The following is a 20,595-nucleotide window of genomic DNA, read 5'->3' as shown; positions in this document are numbered from 1 at the left end:
AAGGGCCGCACGCAGTGACCTCCAACCAGAACGGCGCCACCTACGCCGCCGCCGGTGTCGACATCGAGGCGGGCGACCGCGCCGTCGAGCTCATGAAGCAGTGGGTGAAGAAGGCCAACCGCCCCGAGGTGGTCGGCGGTCTCGGCGGCTTCGCCGGCCTCTTCGACGTGTCCGCCTTCAAGGACTACGAGCGCCCGCTGCTGGCCTCGGCCACCGACGGCGTGGGGACCAAGGTGGCCATCGCGGCCGCCATGGACAAGCACGACACCATTGGCCACGACCTGGTCGGCATGGTCGTCGACGACATCGTGGTGTGCGGCGCCGAGCCGCTGTTCATGACCGACTACATCTGCGTCGGCAAGGTCGTCCCGGAGCGGGTCGCCTCGATCGTCAAGGGCATCGCCGAGGGCTGCGCGCTGGCCGGCTGCGCCCTGGTGGGCGGCGAGACCGCCGAGCACCCGGGCCTGCTCGGCCCGGACGAGTACGACGTCGCGGGCGCCGGCACCGGCGTGGTCGAGGCCGACGCGCTGCTGGGCGCCGAGCGCGTCCGGGCCGGCGACGTGGTGATCGCGATGGCCGCCTCCGGCCTGCACTCCAACGGCTACTCACTGGTCCGCCACGTGTTGCTGAACGAGGCCGGCTGGAAGCTGGACCGCAAGGTCGAGGAGTTCGGCCGCACCCTCGGCGAGGAGCTGCTGGAGCCGACCCGGATCTACTCGCTGGACTGCCTGGCGCTGATCCGCGCCACCGAGGTGCACGCCTTCTCGCACGTCACCGGCGGCGGCCTGGCGGCGAACCTGGCCCGGGTCATCCCGGACGGCCTGCACGCCCGCCTGGACCGCGGCACCTGGACCCCGCTGCCGGTCTTCCGGACCGTCGCCGAGGTCGGCAAGGTGGCCACCCTGGAGATCGAGAAGACGCTCAACATGGGCGTCGGCATGGTCGCCGTCGTCCCGCCGCACTCGGTGGACGTGGTGCTGTCGATCCTGGAGGACCGCGGCGTCGAGGCCTGGCTGCTCGGTGACATCGTCGAGCGCACCGACGGGCACGAGGGCGGCGCGGCCCTCTACAACGCCTACGAGGGCTTCACTGCGGGCTGAGCCGCCGGGGAAGGCGGGCTGAGCCCGTCGAAGAGTGTGAGAGGGCCCCTCCGGTGCGCCGGAGGGGCCCTCTCACGTCCCCCGGAGGGGAGGCGTCAGGCGGAGCGCTCCCCCGTCGGAGGGGGACGGTGCGCGGGAACGCCGAAAACCGGTCCGGCGCCGTGGGCGCCGGACCGGTCCGGTGAAGCTGTGGGTTACGAGCGGCGGGAGGCCTGCGACGGCCCGGCACCCGGCTCGTTGTCGTCCTCGTCGTCGACGGCGTAGCGGGCGGCGTACTCCGCGTACGGGTCGTCGTCCTCTTCTTCCTCGATCGGCTCCGGGTCGATCGAAGGCGTGGACGGCGATACGCCCAGCTCGTTGGACAGACGGTTAGCGTCGAACCCGCCGCTGTTGTACTTCAGCTCGCGGGCGACCTTCGTCTGCTTGGCCTTGGCCCGGCCGCGCCCCATGGGTCGACCCCCTCAACGATGGGGCTCACGGCCCCGAGTCTGACACGTGTTCATGATCAGGACCGGCCTGCCCGAATGGGAGGACCGTCCCTTGGAGCATTAACGGTACCTGTTTCCGCCGCTGGACGGTACGTCGTCGGTGTGACGTGGCGCGCACCGGCCGCACCCGAGACCAAGTCTTCCCAGGTCAGGGGAGGTTTTGCGGCGATTTGCGCGCTGTCCGGAGGTGTCTGAGGTCCGTCGTTCCAGGACTGATTATCCCCCCTAGGGGGACCTCGGATCACCCGTTCGGGCGGAGAAGTGAGAATCCGGTTCCACATCGTGATGCGCGGGGGGCGGCCGGGTGGAGCCCCCCGCGCATCCGATCACCGGAGCGGGGCCGATCAGCCGCGGCGGGCGCCCGGCAGCAGGACCGTGCGCAGCGCGCTGATCTCGCGCATCCGCTTCTCGGCCAGGCGGTCGGCGGCGACCGCCGGCGGGATGCCGTCGGAGGCGGCCCGGGTGAAGATCTCCAGGGTGGTGTCGAAGATCTTGGTGGCCTTGTTCTTGGCCCGTTCGAAGTTGAAGCCGTCGATCTCGTCGGCGACCTGGATCACGCCGCCGGAGTTCACCAGGTAGTCGGGGGCGTACAGGATGCCGCGGTCGGCCAGGTCCTTCTCGACGCCCGGGTGGGCCAGCTGGTTGTTGGCCGCACCGCAGACGATGGAGGTGCCGAACTCGCCCAGGGCGGCGACGACGGCGTCGGTCAGCGCGCCGCCGAGGGCGCAGGGGGCGTAGACGTCCAGCTTGGCCTGGAGCAGGGCGGCGGTGTCGGCGACCACCTCCACCTCGGGGTGGGCGGCGCGCACGCGGTTGACGGCGGCCTCGAAGGGGTCGGTGACGACGACGGTGGCGCCGTCCGCGACCAGGTGGCCGACCAGGTAGTGGCCGACCTTGCCGACGCCCGCGACGCCGACCCGCTTGCCGCGCAGGGTCGGCTGGCCCCAGCGGGCCTGGGCGGAGGCGCGCATGCCCTGGAAGACGCCGAAGGCGGTCAGGATGGACGAGTCGCCGGCGCCGCCGTGCTCGGGCGAGCGGCCGGTCACGAACTCGGTCTCGCGCGCGATGACGTCCATGTCCTGCACGTAGGTGCCCACGTCGCAGGCGGTGATGTAACGGCCGCGCAGGGACTCCACGAAGCGGCCGTAGGCCCGGAGCATCGCCTCGTTCTTGTCCTTGTTCGGGTCGCCGATGATGACGGCCTTGCCGCCGCCGAGGTCCAGCCCGGCCAACGCGTTCTTGTAGGACATCCCGCGGGACAGGTTCAGCGCGTCCTCCAGGGCCGCCTCCTCGGAGGCGTACGGGAAGAAGCGGGTGCCGCCGAGGGCGGGGCCCAGCGCGGTGGAGTGGATGGCGATGATCGCCTTGAGACCGGAGCTGCGGTCGTGGCAGAGGACGACCTGCTCGTGGCCGTCGCCGGGGGCGCCGTCCTGCTCGGTGCGGAAGATCCTGCTGAGCACGCCGGGTGCGGGGTGCGTGGCGGGGGTCTGTACGTCGGTCACTGTGGTGACTCCAGTAGGGAAGGCCCGCTGCTGTGGTGCGGGCGCCTAAAGCGAAGAGTAGTCGCGCGCCGGCCGCCGATCGGCCCTCTTGTCCGAGCTTGTGCCGGTTGTCCGAGGGGTGAGACGGGAGAGGTGCGCGGTGCGGGCGCGAACGGTTCGGGGGCGCGCCCTCCCGGGGCCGGGCGGCCCGTGCGACCATGCAGAACGTGACCGTCGTACGCACTTCCGTACAGCCGCCCTACGCCGCCCACCTGCGGGTCTACGAGCCGCTGGCCGCGTACCCGGAGCCCGAGCGGGCGCGTTGGCAGGCGTACGCGGCGGAGCACGGGCCGGACGCCGCTCAGGCGGCGCAGCCGGTGGCGGCGGCGGTGCTGGAGGAGCAGCGGGAGGCGCTCGGGGAGCTGGCCGCCCGCACGCCCCGGGCGCTGCCGGAGCGGGAGAGCGGGCGGGCGTACCTGCGGGTGGTGGACGGCGTACTGTACGTCTGCCCGTGGGCGACCAGGCTGCGGAGCTGGCAGGCGCTGGAGGAGCTGCGGGAGGGGGCTCCGGTGGCCCTGCTGGACGCCGCGGTGCCGCCGGTGGCCCGGGCGGCCGCCGAGGCGGATCGGGAGCGTTGGCGGGCCGAGCACCCGGACGCCCGGCCGTGGATCCTGACCAGCCGGTGGGAGGTGCCGGTGCGCTGGTTCCTGCCGTTCGGGGACGAGGACCGGTGCTTCGTGCCGGGGGGAGGGGGAGTGGAAGGGGTGAAGGGGGAGCGGGGGCGGCCGGCGGCGCTGTTCTACCTGGTGCCGATGGCCCAGGCGCGGCGGCGGGTGGCGCGGGCCTTCCGGGCGCTGCGCGAGGCGGTGCCGGACGGGGGGTTGGTGCGGGGGGCGGAGCGGGTCGGGCGGTGGCTGGAGGAGTTCCACCCGCGCTCGCTGGTGGAGCTGGACTACGGGGGGCTGGTGCATCTGCTGGGGCCGGAGCGGCTGTTGGCGGACCGTTCGGCGGGGGAGCTGGAGGAGGGGCTGCGCGCGCTGCGGGCGGGGGACACCGCGGAGGCGCTGCGCGTGTACGGGGAGCTGACGGCGCGGTGGCGCCGGGTGCTGGTGCTGCGGCATGCGAACTGACGTCCGACCGCCCGTGTATGACTGTAAGAGTCCTTCGTCGCAACTCCGATGACCAAGGTCCCGGTTCGGGTCAATAGCTGCCGAACGTGACACTACTCACCGTTGACGCGAACTTACCCCTATGTGCAAAAATGGGACAACCAGCCCAACTTCACGTGAGCGTGCCCACTTTTGGGTGGTTCTGGAATCGATGCGCACTTTGCGGGGAATCGGAGGGTCTGGTCCCCTCGTAACCGGACGTCACTGTCGTGTGACTGTCCGTTATGGGGTGGTCCATCGCCATCCGTCGGCCTTGAACCCGTGAGGGGTCAATTTTGGCGGTTTGGTCGATAGGGCTGGACGGATGGTGTAGTTGTAGACACCAGGACAAGCCGTTCGTCCTATAACCGACTCGGCCCGTCTATGCCATTTCGGGCATCGCGGGCCAAGGTGCAGAATTTGAAGGATAGAACCGCCCTGGTTCGGTTCTCCCGAGGAGGCCGCTCATGACCGCTCGTACCCCTGATGCTGAGCCGCTGCTGACGCCGGCAGAGGTTGCCACCATGTTCCGCGTGGACCCGAAGACGGTCACCCGCTGGGCCAAGGCCGGCAAGCTGACGTCGATTCGCACGCTCGGCGGTCACCGCCGTTACCGCGAGGCGGAGGTGCGCGCTCTGCTGGCCGGGATTCCCGCTCAGCGCACTGAGGCCTGATAGGCCAAAGGCTCTTTAAAGGGGCCGCTAACCGGACTCCGCCGGGTCCGGTTAGCGGCCCCTTTGTCGTGTCCGGCGCCCGGCTCCCGGACGTCTTCCGGCCGGTCGGAATGGCGAGCTCCGGATAACGATTTGATGCGAATGGGGCGGGGGGGATTTACAGTGAATAACAGTGCAATTTTACATATTAAATTAGCGGGGTCTCCGAGAGGCCGTTCCGGGGCCGATTCGCGGAGGGGGTGAGTGGCGACTGTCACACGGTCTGTCACTTGTGGTCTGGACCTGGCCCGGGGTACAAGCCGGACGACAAAAAGCGAGAGGCCCGGAACCTGACGGTTCCGGGCCTCTCGCGCTACGGCGATCCCGACGGGACTTGAACCCGCGACCTCCACCTTGACAGGGTGGCGAGCTAACCAACTGCTCCACGGGACCAGAGTGTTCTGATCTCGTTCACTCGCTTGCCGCGCTGCGAACAAGACAGATCGTAGCCCATGGTGGGCCCCCAGGTCGAACTGACTCCTGAGGGCCCACCCGCAGCTCAGGGCGTCGCCCCGCCGCCAGGGTCAGAGCGTCGCCCGGGCGGCCTCCATCGCCTTCACGATCCGCTTCTCCGAGACCGGGCTCGGCGTGCCCAACGACTGGGCGAAGAAGCTGACCCGCAGCTCCTCGATCATCCAGCGGATCGCCCGCACCTCCTCCGAGGGTCGGCGTCCGGCCGGCACCGCCGCCAGCAGCTCCCCGTAGGCCTGTTGCACCTGCTGGACCTTCAGCAGCTGCTGGGCGTCCCGCTGGGGGTGGTTGGGCAGCGCCTCCAGCCGGCGGTCCACCGCCAGCAGGTAGCGCTTGAGGTCGGGCAGCCGCTGCCAGCCGGTGGCCGTCACGAAGTCCGGGTGCACCAGCGAGGCCAGGTGCAGCCGGATGTCGTTCACCGCGTTCAGCAGCACCGGGCTGCTCACCGTCTTCAGCCGGGTCGAGGCCTTGTGGAAGGCGATGAGCGCGGTGGCCGTCTTCAGCGTGGTGTCCGCGGACAGGTCGTACAGGTCCGCGCGCACCTTGTCGTGCAGCTTGCCGAAGGCCGCCTCGTCCCAGGCCGGGCCGCCGTTCAGGGCCATCAGCCGGTCGGTCGCGGCCGACACGATGTCCTCGAACAGGGCGGTGATCGAACCGTGCGGGCTGTGCGAGAGCGCCAGCTTCGCCTGGTTGCCCAGCCGCCCCTGGATCGACTTGGCCGGGGAATTGACGGCCAGCATCAGCAGCCGGCGGGTGCCCTCCCACATCGCCCCGGCCTGCGCCTCCGGGGTGTCGAACAGCTTGACGCCGACCGAAGCCCCCTCGTCCACCAGCGCCGGGTAGGCGCGCAGCGAGTGGCCGCGGGAGCGCTGCTCGAAGGTGCGCTGGAGCACCGGCAGCCCGGCCGGCCAGGCGGTCAGCCCGCCCTGCTCGATGCCCTGGCCGGAGGCCGCCGAGGAGAGCGTCTCCTTCAGCTCCGGCTTGAGCCTCAGCCGCAGCTCCTCCAGGTCCTTGGACTCGGCGAGCTTGCGGCGGCCGTCCACCACCCGGAAGGTCACCTTGAGGTGGTCCGGCACCCGCTCGTCGTCCCAGGCCTCCGGCGGCACGGTGACCGCCGTCAGCCGCTTCAGGGCGTGCTCCAGCGACGGCAGCAACGGCTCCTGGCGGTCCTTCACCCCGCGCAGCGCCGCCTTGGCGAAGTCCGGCGCGGGGACGAAGTTGCGCCGGATCGCCTTCGGCAGCGACTTGATGTACGCGGTGACCAGCTCCTCCCGCAGACCGGGGATCTGCCAGTCGAAGCCCTCCGCGGTGACCTGGTTGAGCACCGGCAGCGGGATGTGGACGGTCACGCCGTCCGCGTCGCTGCCCGGTTCGAACTGGTAGGTCAGCTTGAAGCGCAGCTTGCCCTGCTGCCAGTAGTCCGGGTAGTCGGCCTCGGTGACGCCGCCCGCGGCGTCGTTGATCAGCATCGACTTCTCGAAGTTCAGCAGGTCCGGCTGCTCGTGCCGGGCCTTCTTCCACCAGGAGTCGAAGTGCCGGGTGGAGACGATGTCGTCGGGCAGCCGGGCGTCGTAGAAGTCGAACAGGGTCTGGTCGTCCACCATGATGTCCCGGCGACGGGCCCGGTTCTCCAGCTCCTCGACCTCGCCGAGCAGCTTGCGGTTCTCGGCGAAGAACCGGTGGTGGGTCTCCCAGTCGCCCTCGACCAGGGCGTTGCGGATGAACAGCTCGCGACAGAGCTCCGGGTCGATCCGCCCGTAGTTGACCTTGCGCTGGGCGACCACCGGCACCCCGTAGAGGGTCACCTTCTCGTACGCCAGGACGGCGCCGGCCTTCTTCTCCCAGTGCGGCTCGCTGTAGCTGCGCTTGATCAGGTGGCCGGCCAGCGGCTCGACCCACTCCGGCTCGATCTTGGCGTTGATCCGCGCCCACAGCCGGGAGGTCTCCACCAACTCCGCCGACATCACCCAGCGCGGCGGCTTCTTGAACAGGCCGGAGCCCGGGAAGACCGCGAAGCGGGCGCCGCGCGCACCGCCGTACTCGCGCTTCTCCACGTCGAACAGACCGATGTGGGAGAGCAGGCCGGCCAGCAGCGACTGGTGGATCCGGTCCGCGTCCGGCTCGGCGTCGGGATGCGGTTCCTCGATCGTCACGCCCAACTGCTTCGCGACGGTGCGCAGTTGGGTGTAGATGTCCTGCCACTCCCGTATCCGCAGGTAGTTGAGGAACTCGGCCTTGCACATCCGGCGGAAGGCCGAGGAGGAGAGCTCCTTCTGCTGCTCCCGGATGTAGCGCCACATCGACAGGTAGGCGAGGAAGTCGGAGGTCTCCGAGTTGAACCGGCGGTGCCGGTCGTCGGCGGCCTGGCGCTTCTCGGCGGGGCGCTCGCGCGGGTCCTGGATGGAGAGCGCGGCGGCGATCACCATGACGTCGCGCACGCAGCCGTTGCGGTCCGCCTCCAGCACCATGCGGGCCATCCGCGGGTCCACCGGGAGCTGGGCGAGCTTGCGGCCGAGCGGGGTCAGTCGCTTGCGCGGGTCCTTCTCGTCCGGGTCCAGCGCGCCCAGCTCGTGCAGCAGGTGCACGCCGTCCTTGATGTTGCGGGAGTCCGGCGGGTCCAGGAACGGGAAGGCGGCGATGTCGCCGAGGCCGGCCGCGGTCATCTGCAGGATCACCGAGGCCAGGTTGGTGCGCAGGATCTCGGCGTCGGTGAACTCGGGGCGGGAGAGGAAGTCCTCCTCCGAGTACAGCCGGATGCAGATGCCGTCCGAGGTGCGGCCGCAGCGGCCCTTGCGCTGGTTGGCGCTGGCCTGGCTGATCGCCTCGATCGGCAGCCGCTGCACCTTGGTGCGGTGGCTGTAGCGGGAGATCCGGGCGGTGCCCGGGTCGATCACGTACTTGATGCCGGGGACGGTCAGCGAGGTCTCGGCCACGTTGGTGGCCAGCACGATCCGGCGCAGGTTGGAGCGCTGGAACACCCGGTGCTGCTCGGCCGAGCTGAGCCGGGCGTACAGCGGCAGGATCTCGGTGTTGCGCAGCTTCAGCTTGGTGAGCGCGTCGGCGGTGTCGCGGATCTCGCGCTCGCCGGAGAGGAAGACCAGGATGTCGCCCGGGCCCTCGTCCTGCAGCTCCTGGGCGGCGTCGCAGATCGCCTGGACCTGGTCCCGGTCGCGGTCGGCGGCGTCGTCGTCCTCGTCCTCCTCCAGGACGGGCCGGTACCGGACCTCGACGGGGTAGGTGCGGCCGGAGACCTCGACGATCGGGGCGTCGCCGAAGTGCCGGGCGAAGCGCTCCGGGTCGATGGTCGCGGAGGTGATCACGACCTTGAGGTCGGGACGGCGGGGGAGCAGCTGCTTGAGGTAGCCGAGCAGGAAGTCGATGTTGAGGCTGCGCTCGTGCGCCTCGTCGATGATCAGGGTGTCGTACTGGCGCAGATCGCGGTCGGTCTGGATCTCCGCCAGCAGGATGCCGTCCGTCATCAGCTTGACCAGGGTGTCCTGGCCGACCTGGTCGGTGAACCGGACCTTCCAGCCGACCGCCTCGCCGAGCGGGCTGTTCAGCTCCTCCGCGACGCGCTCGGCCACCGTACGGGCGGCGATCCGGCGCGGCTGGGTGTGGCCGACCAGGCCGCGCACGCCGCGGCCCAGCTCCAGACAGATCTTCGGGATCTGGGTGGTCTTGCCGGAACCGGTCTCACCCGCGACGATCACCACCTGGTGGTCCCGGATCGCCTCCAGGATGTCGTCCTTCTTCTGGCTGACCGGCAGCTCGGCGGGATAGGCGATCCTCGGGACGGCGTTCCGGCGCTGCTCGACCAGCAGCTCGGCGCGGTCGATGTCGGCGGCGATCTCGGCGGCGACCTTCTGGCGGGCCTCGGCCTTGCGGACCCGGCGGGCCCCCTCCAACCGGCGCCCGATCCGGACCTGGTCGCGCAGGGTCAGCTCGGGCAGGCGGGCGGCCAGCTCACCGATTCCGGGACCCTCGGCGGGTGCGGGGGCGGACTGGACTGCGGGAGAACTCACTGCGGGCATCCCTCTAGGTTCGCAAGGAGGTGCGGCGGAGCGCACCTCGGTTTTCGAGCCCCTCCAGTGTCACAGCCGCCGGTGGGGAATCGCGAACGACGGGCAACGGTCGGCGACGGTTCCGGGCTCTGGGGGGTCGAGGAGGTGCTCATGGGAGCCCAGAAGACCGCACGGGACGAGGAGTTCCGGGCGTTCACCGGCAGTGCGTGGTCACGGCTGCTGCGTACGGCGTACCTGCTTGCGGGGGACCGGCACGGCGCCGAGGACCTGGTGCAGCAGGCGCTGGAGCGGGCCTACGCCGCCTGGAGCAGGGTCCGGGCGGCGGACGACCCGAACGCCTACGTGCGCCGGATCCTGATCAACGAGCACGCCCGGCGGTTCCGGCGCAGACCGGCCGAGTACCTGGTCAACGCCGTCCCCGACCGGCCCGCCCCGAGCGGACCCGACCCGGACGACCGGGCCGTGCTGCTCGCCGCGCTCGCCACCCTGCCCCCGCGCCAGCGCGAGGCCGTGGTGCTGCGGTACTGGGAGGACCTCAGCGAGTCCCAGACCGCGGCGGCGATGGGCTGCTCGGTCGGGACGGTGAAGAGCCAGGCGGCCAGGGGACTGGCCAAGCTCCGGGAGGCCTCCTCACTCAACGGGCTGACGACCATCGGAGGCGGAAGATGAGCGACGAGGACATGGCCGGGGCCGAGGCCGCGGCGTCGTACGGGCTGAGCGACGTGGCCGAGAGCATCGAGATCGGGGTCGTTCCGTACGACCGGCTGATGGCCGGGGGCCGGCGTCGGCTGCGGCGCCGGCGGCTGGTCACCGCAGGGGCGGCCGCGGCGCTGGTCGTGGTCGTGGCCGGGGCGGGGACGGCGATCGGCGGGTACGGGCGGGGAGCCGGCGGTGCCTCGGTGGCTGCCGTCTCCGCTGCGGCTGCGACCGCTTCGGGCAGGCCGTCGGCCTCGGGCAACCCGTCGGCCTCGGGTACCCCGACGGCCACCCCCACCCCGATGGCTTCGGCCGCTCCGTCCGGGACCGCGCGGGACCCGTTCACACCGATCCGGGTCAAGGTCAGCGAGGGCACCGTCAACGGCCACGCCCTGGAGGCCTGGGTCGCCCTGTGGCCGGCGGCCCCTACCGCGGGGGACGGCCTCAAGCAGGGCCGGCTGATCTGGGGGGAGCGGCGCGCCGCAGACGCGAACCTGTCGTCGAACCCCGAGCAGAGCGGCAACCCGGTCTGGGAGCCGCACACGGACCGGGTCGACGTCTATCTGATCGCGGACGGCAAGCGGCAGCCCGGAGACTTCGTGGAGACGACCACCGCCCCGGGCGGGACGGCGAAGGACGACGCGGCGGGCGTCATCAAGGGCGTGATGCTCAACCGCGTGGTCGGGGAGGCGGGCCGCCCGGACATGGTGGTCGTCCCGGTCGGACCCGAGGTCGCGAAGGTCGTGGTCACCTGGAAGACCGGCGGCTCCGTCGAGGCGGTGCCGGTCGCGGTCGGGGACTCCCCGGTCCACTGGTACGCCGTCGTCCGCAAGCCGGGCTCCACCGACAACACCGCCACCTCCTACGCCGCGGACGGGTCTGTGCTGCGGACCCAGGCCACCTGGTGGTGATCCGGCGCTGCTGGTGATCCGGCGCCGGGTCGCGGGCTGAGCCGCCGCTGCGCCCGATTGTCAGTGCCGCACGTCACAGTGGACCGGTGGCGTGACGAAGCGTCGACGATCGGGAAGGCGGTGGCCGATGAGCGGCGCGAAGGGTCTGTCCGAGGACCGGTGGGGGCGGATGCGCGACGTGCTGTCCGGGCACGTCGAGCGGGGCGGGGTGCCCGGCCTGGTGGCCGCCGTCGTGCGGGACGGCGACCTCCACGTCGAGGTGCTCGGCAGCCGGGACACGGCCGGCACCGCCCCGATGCGGCGGGACACCCTCTTCCGGATCGCCTCGATGACCAAACCGGTCACCGCGGTGGCCGCGCTCACCCTGGTCGAGGAATGCCTGCTGCGGCTGGACGACCCGGTCGACGACCTGCTGCCCGAGCTGGCCGACCGCCGGGTGCTGCGCCGGCCGGACGGCGCGCTCGACGACACCGAGCCCGCCGTCCGGCCGATCACCCTGCGCGACCTGCTCACCTTCGGCCTCGGCTACGGCTTCGCGATGCTCCCGCCGTCCGCGCCGATCGTCCGGGCGACGGCCGAGCGCGGCGTCGACGTCCGGCCACCCCGGACGGACTACCCCGAGCCGGACGAATTCCTGCGCCGCCTCGGCGAGTTGCCGCTGCTGCACCAGCCCGGGGCGGGCTGGCACTACCACACCGGCTCGACCGTCCTCGGCATCATGCTCGCCCGCGCCTGCGGCAAGCCGCTCGGCGAGGTGCTGCGTGAACGGGTCCTCGACCCCCTCGGCATGCGGGACACCGGCTTCACCGTCCCTGCCGACCAGGTGCACCGGCTCCCCGTCGAGTACGTGCGCGACCGGGCGAGCGGGCGGCTCGTCCCGTACGACGACCCGGCCGACAGCGCCTGGGCCCGGCAGGCGCGCCTCGACGACGGCGGCGGCGACCTGGTCTCGACGCTGGACGACTACCTCGCCTTCGCCCGGATGCTGCTGGCCGGCGGCGAGGGCGCCGGAGGCGTCCGGATCCTCTCCCGGCCGGCCGTCGAGCTGATGACCACCAACCACCTCAGCGCCGTCCAACTTACCGCCTCAGCACCGTTGTTGGGGCGTGACGAGCTCACCGGTTGGGGCTTCGGCGTCTCCGTCGCCACCACCCGCACCGGCCTCGCAGCCCCCGGCCGCTACGGCTGGGACGGCGGGCTCGGCACGGTCTGGTTCAACGACCCGGCCGAACGGCTGACCGGCGTCCTGCTCACCCAGCGGATGTTCGAGAACCCCGCTCCACCGGCCGTGGCGCGCGACTTCGAGGTGCTCGCGTACCAGGCCCTTGCGGGGTGAGCGCGGCCTCATCGGCGTCCGGGAGCCAGTCGCGGGCCGGGTCGTACTCCAGCCACCGGCTGCGGGCCGCCTCCGTCGTGAACGCCTCCAGCAGCTCCTCCAGCCGGTGGTGCGGGTCGGTGCCCGCGTCGGCCCGCCAGAGCAGCGACCAGGCGTAGAGCGGGGTCGGACCGGCCAGCGGGACGGTACGGACGCCGGGACGGCGGGGGAGCGGGCCGTCCGCGGGGACGAGCGAGAAACAGGTCGGATCGGCCCGGACCTGCTCGACGAAGTGCTCCAGGCCCAGATTGGTCGAACCGACCCGGTCGGTGATGCCGAAGCGGGCGGCGAAGCGGGTCAGGAAGTCCAGCCGGTCCACCGCCGCCGGATAGCGCAGCACACTGCCGCGCAACTCCACCGGGCTCAGGGTGTCCCGGCCCGCCAGCGGGTGATCGGCGGACAGCAACGCGTCCACCGGCTCCAACCGGACCAGCCGGTGCCTCAGCCCGGCGTCGGCGCCGTCCGGCAGGGCGTGCACCCGGCCGAACCCCGCGTCCGACTCCCCGCGCAGCAGCGCCGCCGCGACCGACGGCAGATCCCGCCCCGGCACCGGCTCCACCTCCAGCCCCGGCGCCGCGTCCACCGCCTGCGCCAGCGTTCGCATCGGCGCGTACAGGTGCCCCCACACATCGATCCGCAACGGACGCCCGGCCCCCCGCACGGACGCCACCGCGCGCTCCCCCTGCGTCAGCACCCGCCGGGCCGGCTCCAGGAACCGCAGCCCCGCCCCGGTCAGCCCCACCCCGCGGGCATCCCGCTCCAACAACCGCTCCCCGAGCGCCGCCTCCAACCGCGCCACCCGCTTCGACAGCCCCTGCTGACTGATCCCCAACCGCCCGGCCGCCCGCCCGAAGTGCAACTCCTCGGCCGTGACCACGAACGCCCGCACCTGCACCAGATCCAGATCCACCCGGGCACCTTAGGCGGTGGGCCGGGCGCGGGGGCGGCGTGGGAGGCGCCGTGGGTGGGGCGTTCACGGTGTGGGCCTCCGCGGCGTTGCCCGGGGGGGCGGTGCTTTCCGACCCGTGGCGCACCCCCTTCCTCCCCGCCCGACAACCGTCGGTTGTCGTCGCCCGCCGCCGGTTGTTGGAGCGGCCGGTGGCGGGCGCGGTGAGCTGGGGGTCCGATCAAGCGGAGGGAGTGCGGGGATGAAGGCGCTGGTGGCGGAGGGCGGTGCGGTGCGGTTCGCGGAGGTGGAGCAGCCGCGGCCGGGGGCCGGGGAGGCGCTGGTGAAGGTGGAGGCCTTCTCGGTGAACCGTGGCGAGACGTTCCAGCTGGAGACGCCCAGGCCCGGGTGGCGGCCGGGGAAGGACGTCGCCGGGCTGGTCGTGCAGGCCGCCGCCGACGGGTCGGGGCCAGGGGTGTGCCGGCGGGTGGTCGGCCACCCGTCGGCAGGGGGGTGGGCCGAGTACGTGTGCGTGCCGACCTCCTCGCTCGCCGAGCTGCCCGACAGCCTGGACGCCGTACGGGCCGCCGCGCTGCCGCTCGCGGGCCTCACCGCGCTGCGACTGCTGCGGACCGCCGGGGCGCTGGCCGGGCGGCGGGTGCTGATGACCGGGGCCTCCGGCGGGGTGGGGCACTACTTCACCGAGCTGGCCGCCGCGGCCGGGGCCGAGCTGACCGTCGTCACCGCCTCCCCGCAGCGCGGCCACCGGCTGGCCGAACTGGGGGCCGCCGAGGTGCTGCACGACCTCGGCGAGGCGCGCGGCCCGTACGACCTGGTGCTGGAGTCCACCGGTGGCACCGCCCTGCCGCTCGCACTGGCCCGGCTGGCCGGGCGCGGCACCCTGATCTGGTTCGGCCAGGCCTCCCGGACGCCCGCCACCCTCGACTTCTTCGACTTCTTCAAGGGCCCGGAGTCGGCCACCCTGCGGCACTTCCACTACGCCGACTCCGACGTGCCCGACGGCGCCGACCTGGCCACCCTGGTGCGCCTCGCGGGGGAGGGCCGGCTGACCCCGGAGCTGGGCCGGGTCGCGCCCTGGTCGGAGACCGCAGCCGTGCTCACCGACCTGCGCGAGCGCCGGATCCGCGGCAAGGCCGTCCTGACCGTCGCCTGACCCCCCTCCCGGAGAGGAACCCCACAGATGTCCTTCGTCGACGCCCCCGAGCAGCTGCCCGCCTTCGTGGAGGCGAACCGCCCCCGCGCCCACGGCGCAGGCCTCGACCCGTACGAGTACGCCCGGGTGACCGCCCCGCTGACCACGCTGCGCGACTGGCCGGCCGTCTTCGGCGCCGCCGGGCGCCGGTACGCCGTGGCGGCCGAGCACGCCGCCGCCGAGGGCCGTACGGTCACCGCCGGAACCGCCTACCGCGACGCCGCCCGCTGGTTCCACGTCGCCGGGCTGCTCCCGCACCCCGACCGGGCAGCCGCCGCCCGGCTCGCCGCCGAGGCCGACGAGGCGATGCGGCGGGCGCTGGCGCTGCTGGAGCCGACCGCGGAGCGGGTGGAGGGCGAGGGCTTCGCGGGCTGGCTGCGCCGCCCGGCCCCGGCGGGGGAGCCGGCCCCGGTGGTGGTGGTCGTACCGGGCATGGACTCCGGCAAGGAGGAGTTCCACGCGGTCGCCGAGGCCCTGCTGGTCCGGGGTGTCGCGGTGCTCGCGATCGACGGGCCCGGGCAGGGCGTCCTGGCCGCCACGAGCGTGCCGGAGCCGGACTACCACCGGGTGGTCGGCCGCGCCCTGGACACGCTCGCCCACCGCGACGGCCTGGACCCCGCCCGCACCGCCGTGATCGGCCTCAGCCTGGGCGGCTACTACGCCGCGACGGCCGCCGCCCGTGAGCCGCGGCTGCGCGCCGCGGTGACGGTCAGCGGCCCGTACCGGCTGGACTGGGAGCACCTGGTCCCGTTCGTCACCGAGACCCTCGCCCAGCGCTGCGGCGGCCCCGAGGCGGCCCGCGCGTTCGCGGCCCGGGTCGACCTGACCGTCCTCGCCCCGGCGATCACGCTCCCGCTGCTGGTGGTCGAGGGCGGCGAGGACCGCATTCCGGGCGTCACCGATGCCACCGCCCTCGCCTCACACGCCCCGAACGCCGAGCTCCTCCTCGTCCCCCACGGGAACCACCTCCTGGGCACCGCCCTCCCCGACTGGCTCCCCGCCACCGCCGACTGGCTCACCACCCGGCTCGCCTGAGCGGACCCGGATCCGCCGGTGCCGGACACCCGGCGTCGGGACCCGGCCGCCCGGAACGACGAAAGCCCCCGTAGCGAATTCGCTACGGGGGCTTCCCGGTTGTGGCCAGGGCCGGGGTCGAACCGGCGACCTTCCGCTTTTCAGGCGGACGCTCGTACCAACTGAGCTACCTGGCCGTACTGCACCGTCTCTTGCGAGACGAGCGATCCCGACGGGACTTGAACCCGCGACCTCCACCTTGACAGGGTGGCGAGCTAACCAACTGCTCCACGGGACCTTGTAGTGGCGAACCACTAAGGTCTTGCGGCACTGCACTTTACTACGGTACTGCGTGCCCCCAACGGGATTCGAACCCGTGCTACCGCCTTGAAAGGGCGGCGTCCTGGGCCACTAGACGATGAGGGCTTGCGGCCTGTCCCGCTGTCTCCAGCGTTCGGGGACGTCGAGAAGCATATGGGATGCCGGGCGGATCGCCAAAACGGGTTTGGGCCGGGTGGGGGGCGGGGCCCCGGCGGGGGGTCAGGACCAGCCGAGTTCGCCGAGCTCGTGGTCGTCGAAGCCGAAGTGGTGGGCGACCTCGTGGATGACGGTGGTGCGGACCTCCTCGACCACCTGCTCGCGGGTCTCGCAGTGGCGCAGGGTGGGGCCGCGGTAGATCAGGATGCGGTCGGGCAGCACGCCGGCGTACCACTCGCCGCGCTCGGTGAGCGGGGTGCCCTCGTAGAGACCGAGGAGTTCGGGGTCGCCGGGGTCGGGTTCGTCCTCGACGAAGACCGCGACGTTGTCCATCATGGCGGCGAGGTGCGGGGGAATCTGGTCCAGGGCGTCGCCGACCAGCGTCTCGAACTCTTCCCGGGTCATCTCCACCGGATCATTGTCGGGTCTGGGGTGACGGTGTGCCAGGCAGCGGACGCCGGTGTTTGATGGGGCTATGGCGACCTCGGAGGATGCGTTGGACGACACCGCGGAGGGGCCGGCGCGGACCGGTCCGCCGGCCGCCGCGGCGGCGGTGCGCGGTCGTCCGCCGGTGCTGCGCGGGCAGGGGCCGGCGGTGGCGGTGGTCGCGGTGGGCGGCGCGATCGGGGCGGTGGCCCGGTACGCGGCCGGGCTCGGCCGGGAGACCGGGCCGACGGCGTTCCCGTGGACGACGCTGCTGATCAACGTGGTCGGCTGCGCGGTGATCGGGGTGTTCCTGGTGGCGATCACCGAGGGGCGGCCGGCGCATCCGCTGCTGCGGCCGTTCTTCGGCACCGGGGTGCTGGGCGGGTTCACCACCTTCTCGACCTACTCGGTGGACATCCGCCGGCTGTTGGAGGCGGGGCGGCTCGGGCCCGGGCTGGCGTACCTGGGGCTGACCCTGCTGGGCGCGCTCGGCGCGGTGTGGGCGGCGGCGGTGCTGACCCGGCGTCTGATCCGCCGTCCGGTCCGTGACGGGGGTGCCCGGTGAGCCGGCTGGGCGGGCCGGCGCTGCGGCTGACCGTGCTGGTGGGCGAGAGCGACATGTGGCACCACCGCCCGCTGTACAGCGAGGTCGTGCACCGGGCGCGGGCGGCCGGGCTGGCCGGGGCGAGCGTGTTCCGGGGGATCGAGGGGTTCGGCGCCTCGTCGCTGGTGCACACGGCGCGGCTGCTGTCGCTGAGCGAGGACCTGCCGGTGGCGGTGGTGATCGTGGACCAGGAGGAGCGGGTGCGGGCGTTCCTGCCGCAGCTGGAGGAGCTGGTGGCCGAGGGTCTGGTGGTGCTGGACCACTGCGAGGTCGTCCGGTACACGGGCCGTAGGGCCGACCGGGGCGGGGGAGCGGAGTGAACTGGCTGCTGGTGGTGGTGGGCGCGGTGGTCGGCGCGCCGCTGCGGTACCTGACCGACCGGGCGGTGCAGTCCCGGCACGACTCGGTGTTCCCGTGGGGCACCTTCACGGTGAACGTGTTCGGCTGCCTGGCACTCGGCCTGCTGACCGGCGCGGTGGCGGCCGGGGCGGCCTCCTCGCACGTCCAGCTGCTGGTCGGGACGGGCTTCTGCGGGGCGCTGACCACCTACTCGACCTTCTCGTACGAGACCCTGCGGCTGGCCGAGTCCGGCGCCGTGCGGTACGCGGTGGCGAACGTGGCCGGCAGCCTGGCGGCCGGTCTGACCGCGGTGTACGCGGGCGCGGAGCTGGCCTCGGCGCTCTGGGGCTGAGCGGGCCCGGTCCGGACCCCGGTCCGGACCCCGGCCCGGACCCCGGCCCGGACCCCGGTCCGGACCCCGGTCCGGACCCCGGCCCGGACCCCGGCCCGGACCCCGGCCCGGACCCCGGCCCGGGGGTGATCGGGAGGCGCCGGGAACTGCCCTGCAGCCCGTGTCCCGCCGTACCCGGCGCGCGTTGGGCACCGAAAGCGGCCGCGCGCCAGTGGGCGGCCCGGGTGGGGTGGCAGAGAGGGAGCTCGGTGGCTTCGGTGCGGGCGGTGCGTGCGGTTCGGGTGCGGGTGGCCGCGCCGGTGCGGGAGACGCGGGAGCCGGCGGTCCGGCGGTCGCGCGCGGTACGGGCGGCGGCGGTGCTGGCGGTGGCCGGGCTGGGGCTGACCGGCTGCATGTCGGTCGGTCCGGTGGCGGAGGAGAAGCACGGCGGGGCGGCACCGGTCGGGCAGGCCGGTCCGGCGGGCAGGCCGGGCGTGACGGGCGGGCCCTCGGCCTTGCCGACCGCCGGCCACCCGGGGGGTGTCTCGGGGCGCCCGGAGCGCCAGGGGGGCCTGCAGGCGGAGAACGCGCCCGTGGGGGCCACGACCGCCGTGGCGGGCGAGGTCGCGCCCGGTGCGAACGGCGCGGTCGCCGGCGTGGTCCCGGTGCCGGGGGCGGGCGCTCCCGAGAGCGCGCCGGGCGCCAACAGCTCTACGGGGGGCGGGAATCAGAGCCCCGCGCCGCACCCGGGCGGCGGCACCTCGACCGGTACCGGCGGCACCGCGGGCCCCGGCGGTACGGGCGGCACCGCCGAGGGCCGCTCCGGCGGCCCGGCCGGGACCCCGTCGGCCACCCCGAGCAGCCGCCCGTCCGGCTCCCCCGAGCCGGAGCACACCACGCCCGCCGCGACCGTCCCGCCGGCCCCCCAGCCCTCCTCGGGAAGCTCCGGTTCCTCGGCCCCGAGCCCCCGCGCGGGTGGACAGTAGCGGGCTGACCAGGGCATTTGCCTCCGATCCCGGGGGTCCTCTATGGTGGTAGATCGTTCGTTTGATTCATTTGACTGGCGCCCCATTCCCATCGGCGCCCTTGGCGCGTTCCGGCGATCCGTGGCTGACCGCATAGAGGCGGTTGTGAAACAGAACCCCGGACTTTGGCGCGTGCCACTTCCGGAAGGTTTTGCATGTCTCTCGTTGACGACGCCCGCTTCGCCATGCCCGCGAGCGAGTCCGCCGCCGATGTCACCGACACCACCGCTCCCGCCACCGACGCCGCCGACGTCGAGCTGACCACCGACGCCGTCGAGGCCGAGGAGATCGTCGAGCCCGTCGAGCCCACCGTGACCTTCGGCGACCTGGGCCTGCACGACGACGTCGTGCGCGCCCTCGCCAAGCGCGGCGTCACCACCCCGTTCCCGATCCAGGCCGCGACCATCCCGGACGCCCTGGCCGGCAAGGACGTGCTGGGCCGTGGCCGTACCGGCTCCGGCAAGACCCTCAGCTTCGGCCTGCCGCTGCTGACCCGCCTCGCCGACGGCGAGCGCACCAAGCCCAAGCACCCGCGCGGCCTGATCCTCGTCCCGACCCGCGAGCTGGCCATGCAGGTGGCCGACGCCCTGGAGCCGTTCGGTTCGGTGCTCGGGCTCAAGCTCAAGGTCGTCTGCGGCGGCACCTCGATGTCGAACCAGATCTACGCGCTGGAGCGCGGCGTCGACATCCTGGTCGCCACCCCGGGCCGCCTGCGCGACCTGATCAACCGCGGCTCGGCCAAGCTGGCCGACGTCCAGACCGTCGTCCTCGACGAGGCCGACCAGATGGCCGACATGGGCTTCCTGCCCGAGGTCACCGAGATCCTCGACCAGGTGCCGGCCGGCGGCCAGCGCCTGCTGTTCTCCGCCACCCTGGAGAACGAGATCGACACCCTGGTCAAGCGCTACCTGAAGAGCCCGGTCACCCACGAGGTCGACCCGTCGGCCGGCGCGGTCACCACCATGACCCACCACATCCTCGTGGTGAAGCCCAAGGACAAGGCGCCGATCACCAACGCGATCGCCGCCCGCAAGGGCCGCACGATCATCTTCGTCCGTACCCAGATGGGCGCCGACCGCGTCGCCGAGCAGCTCATCGAGGCCGGTGTGAAGGCCGACGCGCTGCACGGCGGCATGACCCAGGGCGCCCGCACCCGCGTCCTCGGCGACTTCAAGGACGGCTACGTCAACGTCGTCGTCGCCACCGACGTCGCCGCCCGCGGCATCCACGTCGACGGCATCGACCTGGTCCTCAACGTGGACCCGGCCGGCGACCACAAGGACTACCTGCACCGCTCCGGTCGCACCGCGCGCGCCGGGCGCTCCGGCGCCGTCGTCACCCTGGTGCTGCCGCACCAGCGCCGCGGCGTCTTCCGCCTGATGGAGGACGCGGGCGTCGACGCCTCGCGTCACATCCTCGACCACGCCTTCGACGCCGAGGTCGCCAAGATCACCGGCGCCCGCTCGCTCACCGAGGTGCAGGCCGAGAGCGCCGCCAACATCGCCGGTGCCGCCGAGCGCGAGCTCGCCGACATGACCCGCCAGCTGGAGCGCGCGCAGCGCCGCGCCACCGAGCTGCGCGAGGAGGCCGACCGCCTGGCCGCCCGTGCGGCGCGCGAGCGGGCCGAGCTGGGCATCGAGGACGAGGCCCCGGCCGCCGACGAGGCGGGCGAGCAGGCCGCCGCCGAGACCCCGGCCGCCGCCGAGGCCGCCCCCGCCGCGCCGCAGACGGAGGAGCGCACCCCGTCGTACCGCGAGGCGCGCACCGAGCGTCCGGCCTTCGCGCGTGACCGGGACCGCGACCGGGACCGGGACCGTGACGACCGTCGCTCGGGCGGCTTCAACCGGGACCGTGACGACCGTCGTTCCGGCGGCA

18 protein-coding genes and 4 tRNA genes are annotated in these 20,595 nt (G+C 73.0%); 13 read left to right on the top strand and 9 right to left on the bottom strand.

The genetic code is table 11. The features are described 5' to 3' along the window. Positions 1-14: 14 nt before the first annotated feature. Positions 15-1,100 carry a phosphoribosylformylglycinamidine cyclo-ligase gene (gene purM, locus ABZW30_RS26310; protein ID WP_355673655.1) on the top strand — a complete coding sequence of 362 codons (1,086 nt, stop codon included), beginning with the start codon at positions 15-17 and terminating at the stop codon, positions 1,098-1,100. A gap of 194 nt (positions 1,101-1,294) precedes the next feature. On the opposite strand, the gene ABZW30_RS26305 is transcribed toward purM, so the two are convergent. Beyond that, positions 1,295-1,549 (bottom strand): DUF3073 domain-containing protein, encoded by a 255-nt coding sequence (locus ABZW30_RS26305; RefSeq protein WP_355673654.1) that lies wholly within the window; start codon positions 1,547-1,549, stop codon positions 1,295-1,297. Between the two features lie 383 nt (positions 1,550-1,932). After that, positions 1,933-3,090, bottom strand: coding sequence for a Glu/Leu/Phe/Val dehydrogenase dimerization domain-containing protein (locus ABZW30_RS26300; RefSeq protein WP_355673653.1), 1,158 nt, complete (start codon positions 3,088-3,090; stop codon positions 1,933-1,935). Positions 3,091-3,296: 206 nt separating this feature from the next. Between ABZW30_RS26300 and ABZW30_RS26295 the strand changes: the two genes are divergently transcribed. Both ABZW30_RS26295 and bldC read left to right on the top strand, forming a co-directional pair. Continuing rightward, on the top strand, positions 3,297-4,199 hold the full coding sequence (locus ABZW30_RS26295) for a hypothetical protein (protein ID WP_355673652.1): 903 nt from the start codon (positions 3,297-3,299) through the stop codon (positions 4,197-4,199). A 485-nt stretch (positions 4,200-4,684) separates the two neighbouring features. Next, positions 4,685-4,891 carry a developmental transcriptional regulator BldC gene (bldC, locus tag ABZW30_RS26290; protein ID WP_014137253.1) on the top strand — a complete coding sequence of 69 codons (207 nt, stop codon included), beginning with the start codon at positions 4,685-4,687 and terminating at the stop codon, positions 4,889-4,891. A gap of 358 nt (positions 4,892-5,249) precedes the next feature. Here the strand turns inward: bldC and ABZW30_RS26285 are convergent. Continuing rightward, a tRNA-Asp gene (locus ABZW30_RS26285) sits at positions 5,250-5,323 on the bottom strand. 131 nt (positions 5,324-5,454) lie between these two features. After that, positions 5,455-9,432 carry an ATP-dependent RNA helicase HrpA gene (gene hrpA / locus ABZW30_RS26280; protein WP_355673651.1) on the bottom strand — a complete coding sequence of 1,326 codons (3,978 nt, stop codon included), beginning with the start codon at positions 9,430-9,432 and terminating at the stop codon, positions 5,455-5,457. A gap of 141 nt (positions 9,433-9,573) precedes the next feature. Between hrpA and ABZW30_RS26275 the strand changes: the two genes are divergently transcribed. From ABZW30_RS26275 to ABZW30_RS26265, 3 genes are all read left to right on the top strand, one after another. Further along, positions 9,574-10,092: a SigE family RNA polymerase sigma factor gene (locus ABZW30_RS26275; RefSeq protein WP_355673650.1), complete on the top strand. Its 519-nt coding sequence runs from the start codon at positions 9,574-9,576 to the stop codon at positions 10,090-10,092. Continuing rightward, positions 10,089-11,030, top strand: coding sequence for a hypothetical protein (locus ABZW30_RS26270; protein ID WP_355673649.1), 942 nt, complete (start codon positions 10,089-10,091; stop codon positions 11,028-11,030). The genes ABZW30_RS26275 and ABZW30_RS26270 overlap by 4 nt, the downstream gene beginning before the upstream one ends. 127 nt (positions 11,031-11,157) lie before the next feature. Further along, positions 11,158-12,366, top strand: coding sequence for a serine hydrolase domain-containing protein (locus ABZW30_RS26265; protein ID WP_355673648.1), 1,209 nt, complete (start codon positions 11,158-11,160; stop codon positions 12,364-12,366). Here ABZW30_RS26265 and ABZW30_RS26260 read toward each other — a convergent pair. Next, positions 12,281-13,315: a LysR family transcriptional regulator gene (locus ABZW30_RS26260; protein WP_355673647.1), complete on the bottom strand. Its 1,035-nt coding sequence runs from the start codon at positions 13,313-13,315 to the stop codon at positions 12,281-12,283. The genes ABZW30_RS26265 and ABZW30_RS26260 overlap by 86 nt on opposite strands. A 238-nt stretch (positions 13,316-13,553) precedes the next feature. On the opposite strand from ABZW30_RS26260, the gene ABZW30_RS26255 reads away from it, so the two are divergent. Further along, positions 13,554-14,465 carry a zinc-binding dehydrogenase gene (locus ABZW30_RS26255; protein WP_355673646.1) on the top strand — a complete coding sequence of 304 codons (912 nt, stop codon included), beginning with the start codon at positions 13,554-13,556 and terminating at the stop codon, positions 14,463-14,465. Between the two features lie 27 nt (positions 14,466-14,492). Continuing rightward, on the top strand, positions 14,493-15,539 hold the full coding sequence (locus ABZW30_RS26250; RefSeq protein WP_355673645.1) for an alpha/beta fold hydrolase: 1,047 nt from the start codon (positions 14,493-14,495) through the stop codon (positions 15,537-15,539). A gap of 102 nt (positions 15,540-15,641) precedes the next feature. Here the strand turns inward: ABZW30_RS26250 and ABZW30_RS26245 are convergent. The 4 genes from ABZW30_RS26245 to ABZW30_RS26230 all read right to left on the bottom strand — a co-directional run bounded on the left by ABZW30_RS26245 (position 15,642) and on the right by ABZW30_RS26230 (position 16,400). Further along, positions 15,642-15,715 (bottom strand) — tRNA-Phe (locus ABZW30_RS26245). Between the two features lie 27 nt (positions 15,716-15,742). After that, positions 15,743-15,816: transfer RNA gene (locus tag ABZW30_RS26240), tRNA-Asp, on the bottom strand. Positions 15,817-15,871: 55 nt separating this feature from the next. Then, positions 15,872-15,944, bottom strand: a tRNA-Glu gene (locus ABZW30_RS26235). Between the two features lie 114 nt (positions 15,945-16,058). Then, positions 16,059-16,400 (bottom strand): metallopeptidase family protein, encoded by a 342-nt coding sequence (locus ABZW30_RS26230; protein ID WP_355673671.1) that lies wholly within the window; start codon positions 16,398-16,400, stop codon positions 16,059-16,061. A gap of 70 nt (positions 16,401-16,470) precedes the next feature. On the opposite strand from ABZW30_RS26230, the gene crcB (ABZW30_RS26225) reads away from it, so the two are divergent. The 5 genes from crcB (ABZW30_RS26225) to ABZW30_RS26205 form a co-directional block, all read left to right on the top strand. Next, positions 16,471-16,986 (top strand): fluoride efflux transporter CrcB, encoded by a 516-nt coding sequence (crcB, locus tag ABZW30_RS26225; RefSeq protein ID WP_355673644.1) that lies wholly within the window; start codon positions 16,471-16,473, stop codon positions 16,984-16,986. Beyond that, positions 16,983-17,345, top strand: a complete 363-nt coding sequence (locus tag ABZW30_RS26220) for a DUF190 domain-containing protein (protein ID WP_355673643.1) — start codon at positions 16,983-16,985, stop codon at positions 17,343-17,345. The genes crcB (ABZW30_RS26225) and ABZW30_RS26220 overlap by 4 nt, the downstream gene beginning before the upstream one ends. Further along, the gene (gene crcB / locus ABZW30_RS26215; RefSeq protein WP_355673642.1) at positions 17,342-17,716 is read left to right on the top strand and encodes a fluoride efflux transporter CrcB; all 375 of its coding nucleotides are present in this window, start codon (positions 17,342-17,344) and stop codon (positions 17,714-17,716) included. The genes ABZW30_RS26220 and crcB (ABZW30_RS26215) overlap by 4 nt, the downstream gene beginning before the upstream one ends. Positions 17,717-17,982: 266 nt before the next feature. Then, complete coding sequence (locus tag ABZW30_RS26210; protein ID WP_355673641.1) at positions 17,983-18,681, top strand: hypothetical protein; 699 nt, start codon at positions 17,983-17,985, stop codon at positions 18,679-18,681. Positions 18,682-18,875: 194 nt separating this feature from the next. Further along, the coding region (locus tag ABZW30_RS26205) for a DEAD/DEAH box helicase (protein ID WP_355673640.1) at positions 18,876-20,595 on the top strand (1,720 nt) is incomplete at its 3' end.

The sequence above is a fragment of the Kitasatospora sp. NPDC004669 genome, from assembly GCF_040609455.1.
GTDB lineage: Bacteria > Actinomycetota > Actinomycetes > Streptomycetales > Streptomycetaceae > Kitasatospora.
This window is presented reverse-complemented; position numbering and strand designations above follow the sequence as displayed.

Coding starts and splice junctions, on each gene's coding strand:
- ABZW30_RS26230 (WP_355673671.1), bottom strand. CDS start 16,400: ATGACCCGGGAAGAGTTCGAGACGCTGGTCGGCGACGCCCTGGACCAG.
- bldC (WP_014137253.1), top strand. CDS start 4,685: ATGACCGCTCGTACCCCTGATGCTGAGCCGCTGCTGACGCCGGCAGAG.
- hrpA (WP_355673651.1), bottom strand. CDS start 9,432: ATGCCCGCAGTGAGTTCTCCCGCAGTCCAGTCCGCCCCCGCACCCGCC.
- ABZW30_RS26255 (WP_355673646.1), top strand. CDS start 13,554: ATGAAGGCGCTGGTGGCGGAGGGCGGTGCGGTGCGGTTCGCGGAGGTG.
- ABZW30_RS26250 (WP_355673645.1), top strand. CDS start 14,493: ATGTCCTTCGTCGACGCCCCCGAGCAGCTGCCCGCCTTCGTGGAGGCG.
- ABZW30_RS26265 (WP_355673648.1), top strand. CDS start 11,158: ATGAGCGGCGCGAAGGGTCTGTCCGAGGACCGGTGGGGGCGGATGCGC.
- ABZW30_RS26275 (WP_355673650.1), top strand. CDS start 9,574: ATGGGAGCCCAGAAGACCGCACGGGACGAGGAGTTCCGGGCGTTCACC.
- crcB (WP_355673644.1), top strand. CDS start 16,471: ATGGCGACCTCGGAGGATGCGTTGGACGACACCGCGGAGGGGCCGGCG.
- ABZW30_RS26270 (WP_355673649.1), top strand. CDS start 10,089: ATGAGCGACGAGGACATGGCCGGGGCCGAGGCCGCGGCGTCGTACGGG.
- ABZW30_RS26305 (WP_355673654.1), bottom strand. CDS start 1,549: ATGGGGCGCGGCCGGGCCAAGGCCAAGCAGACGAAGGTCGCCCGCGAG.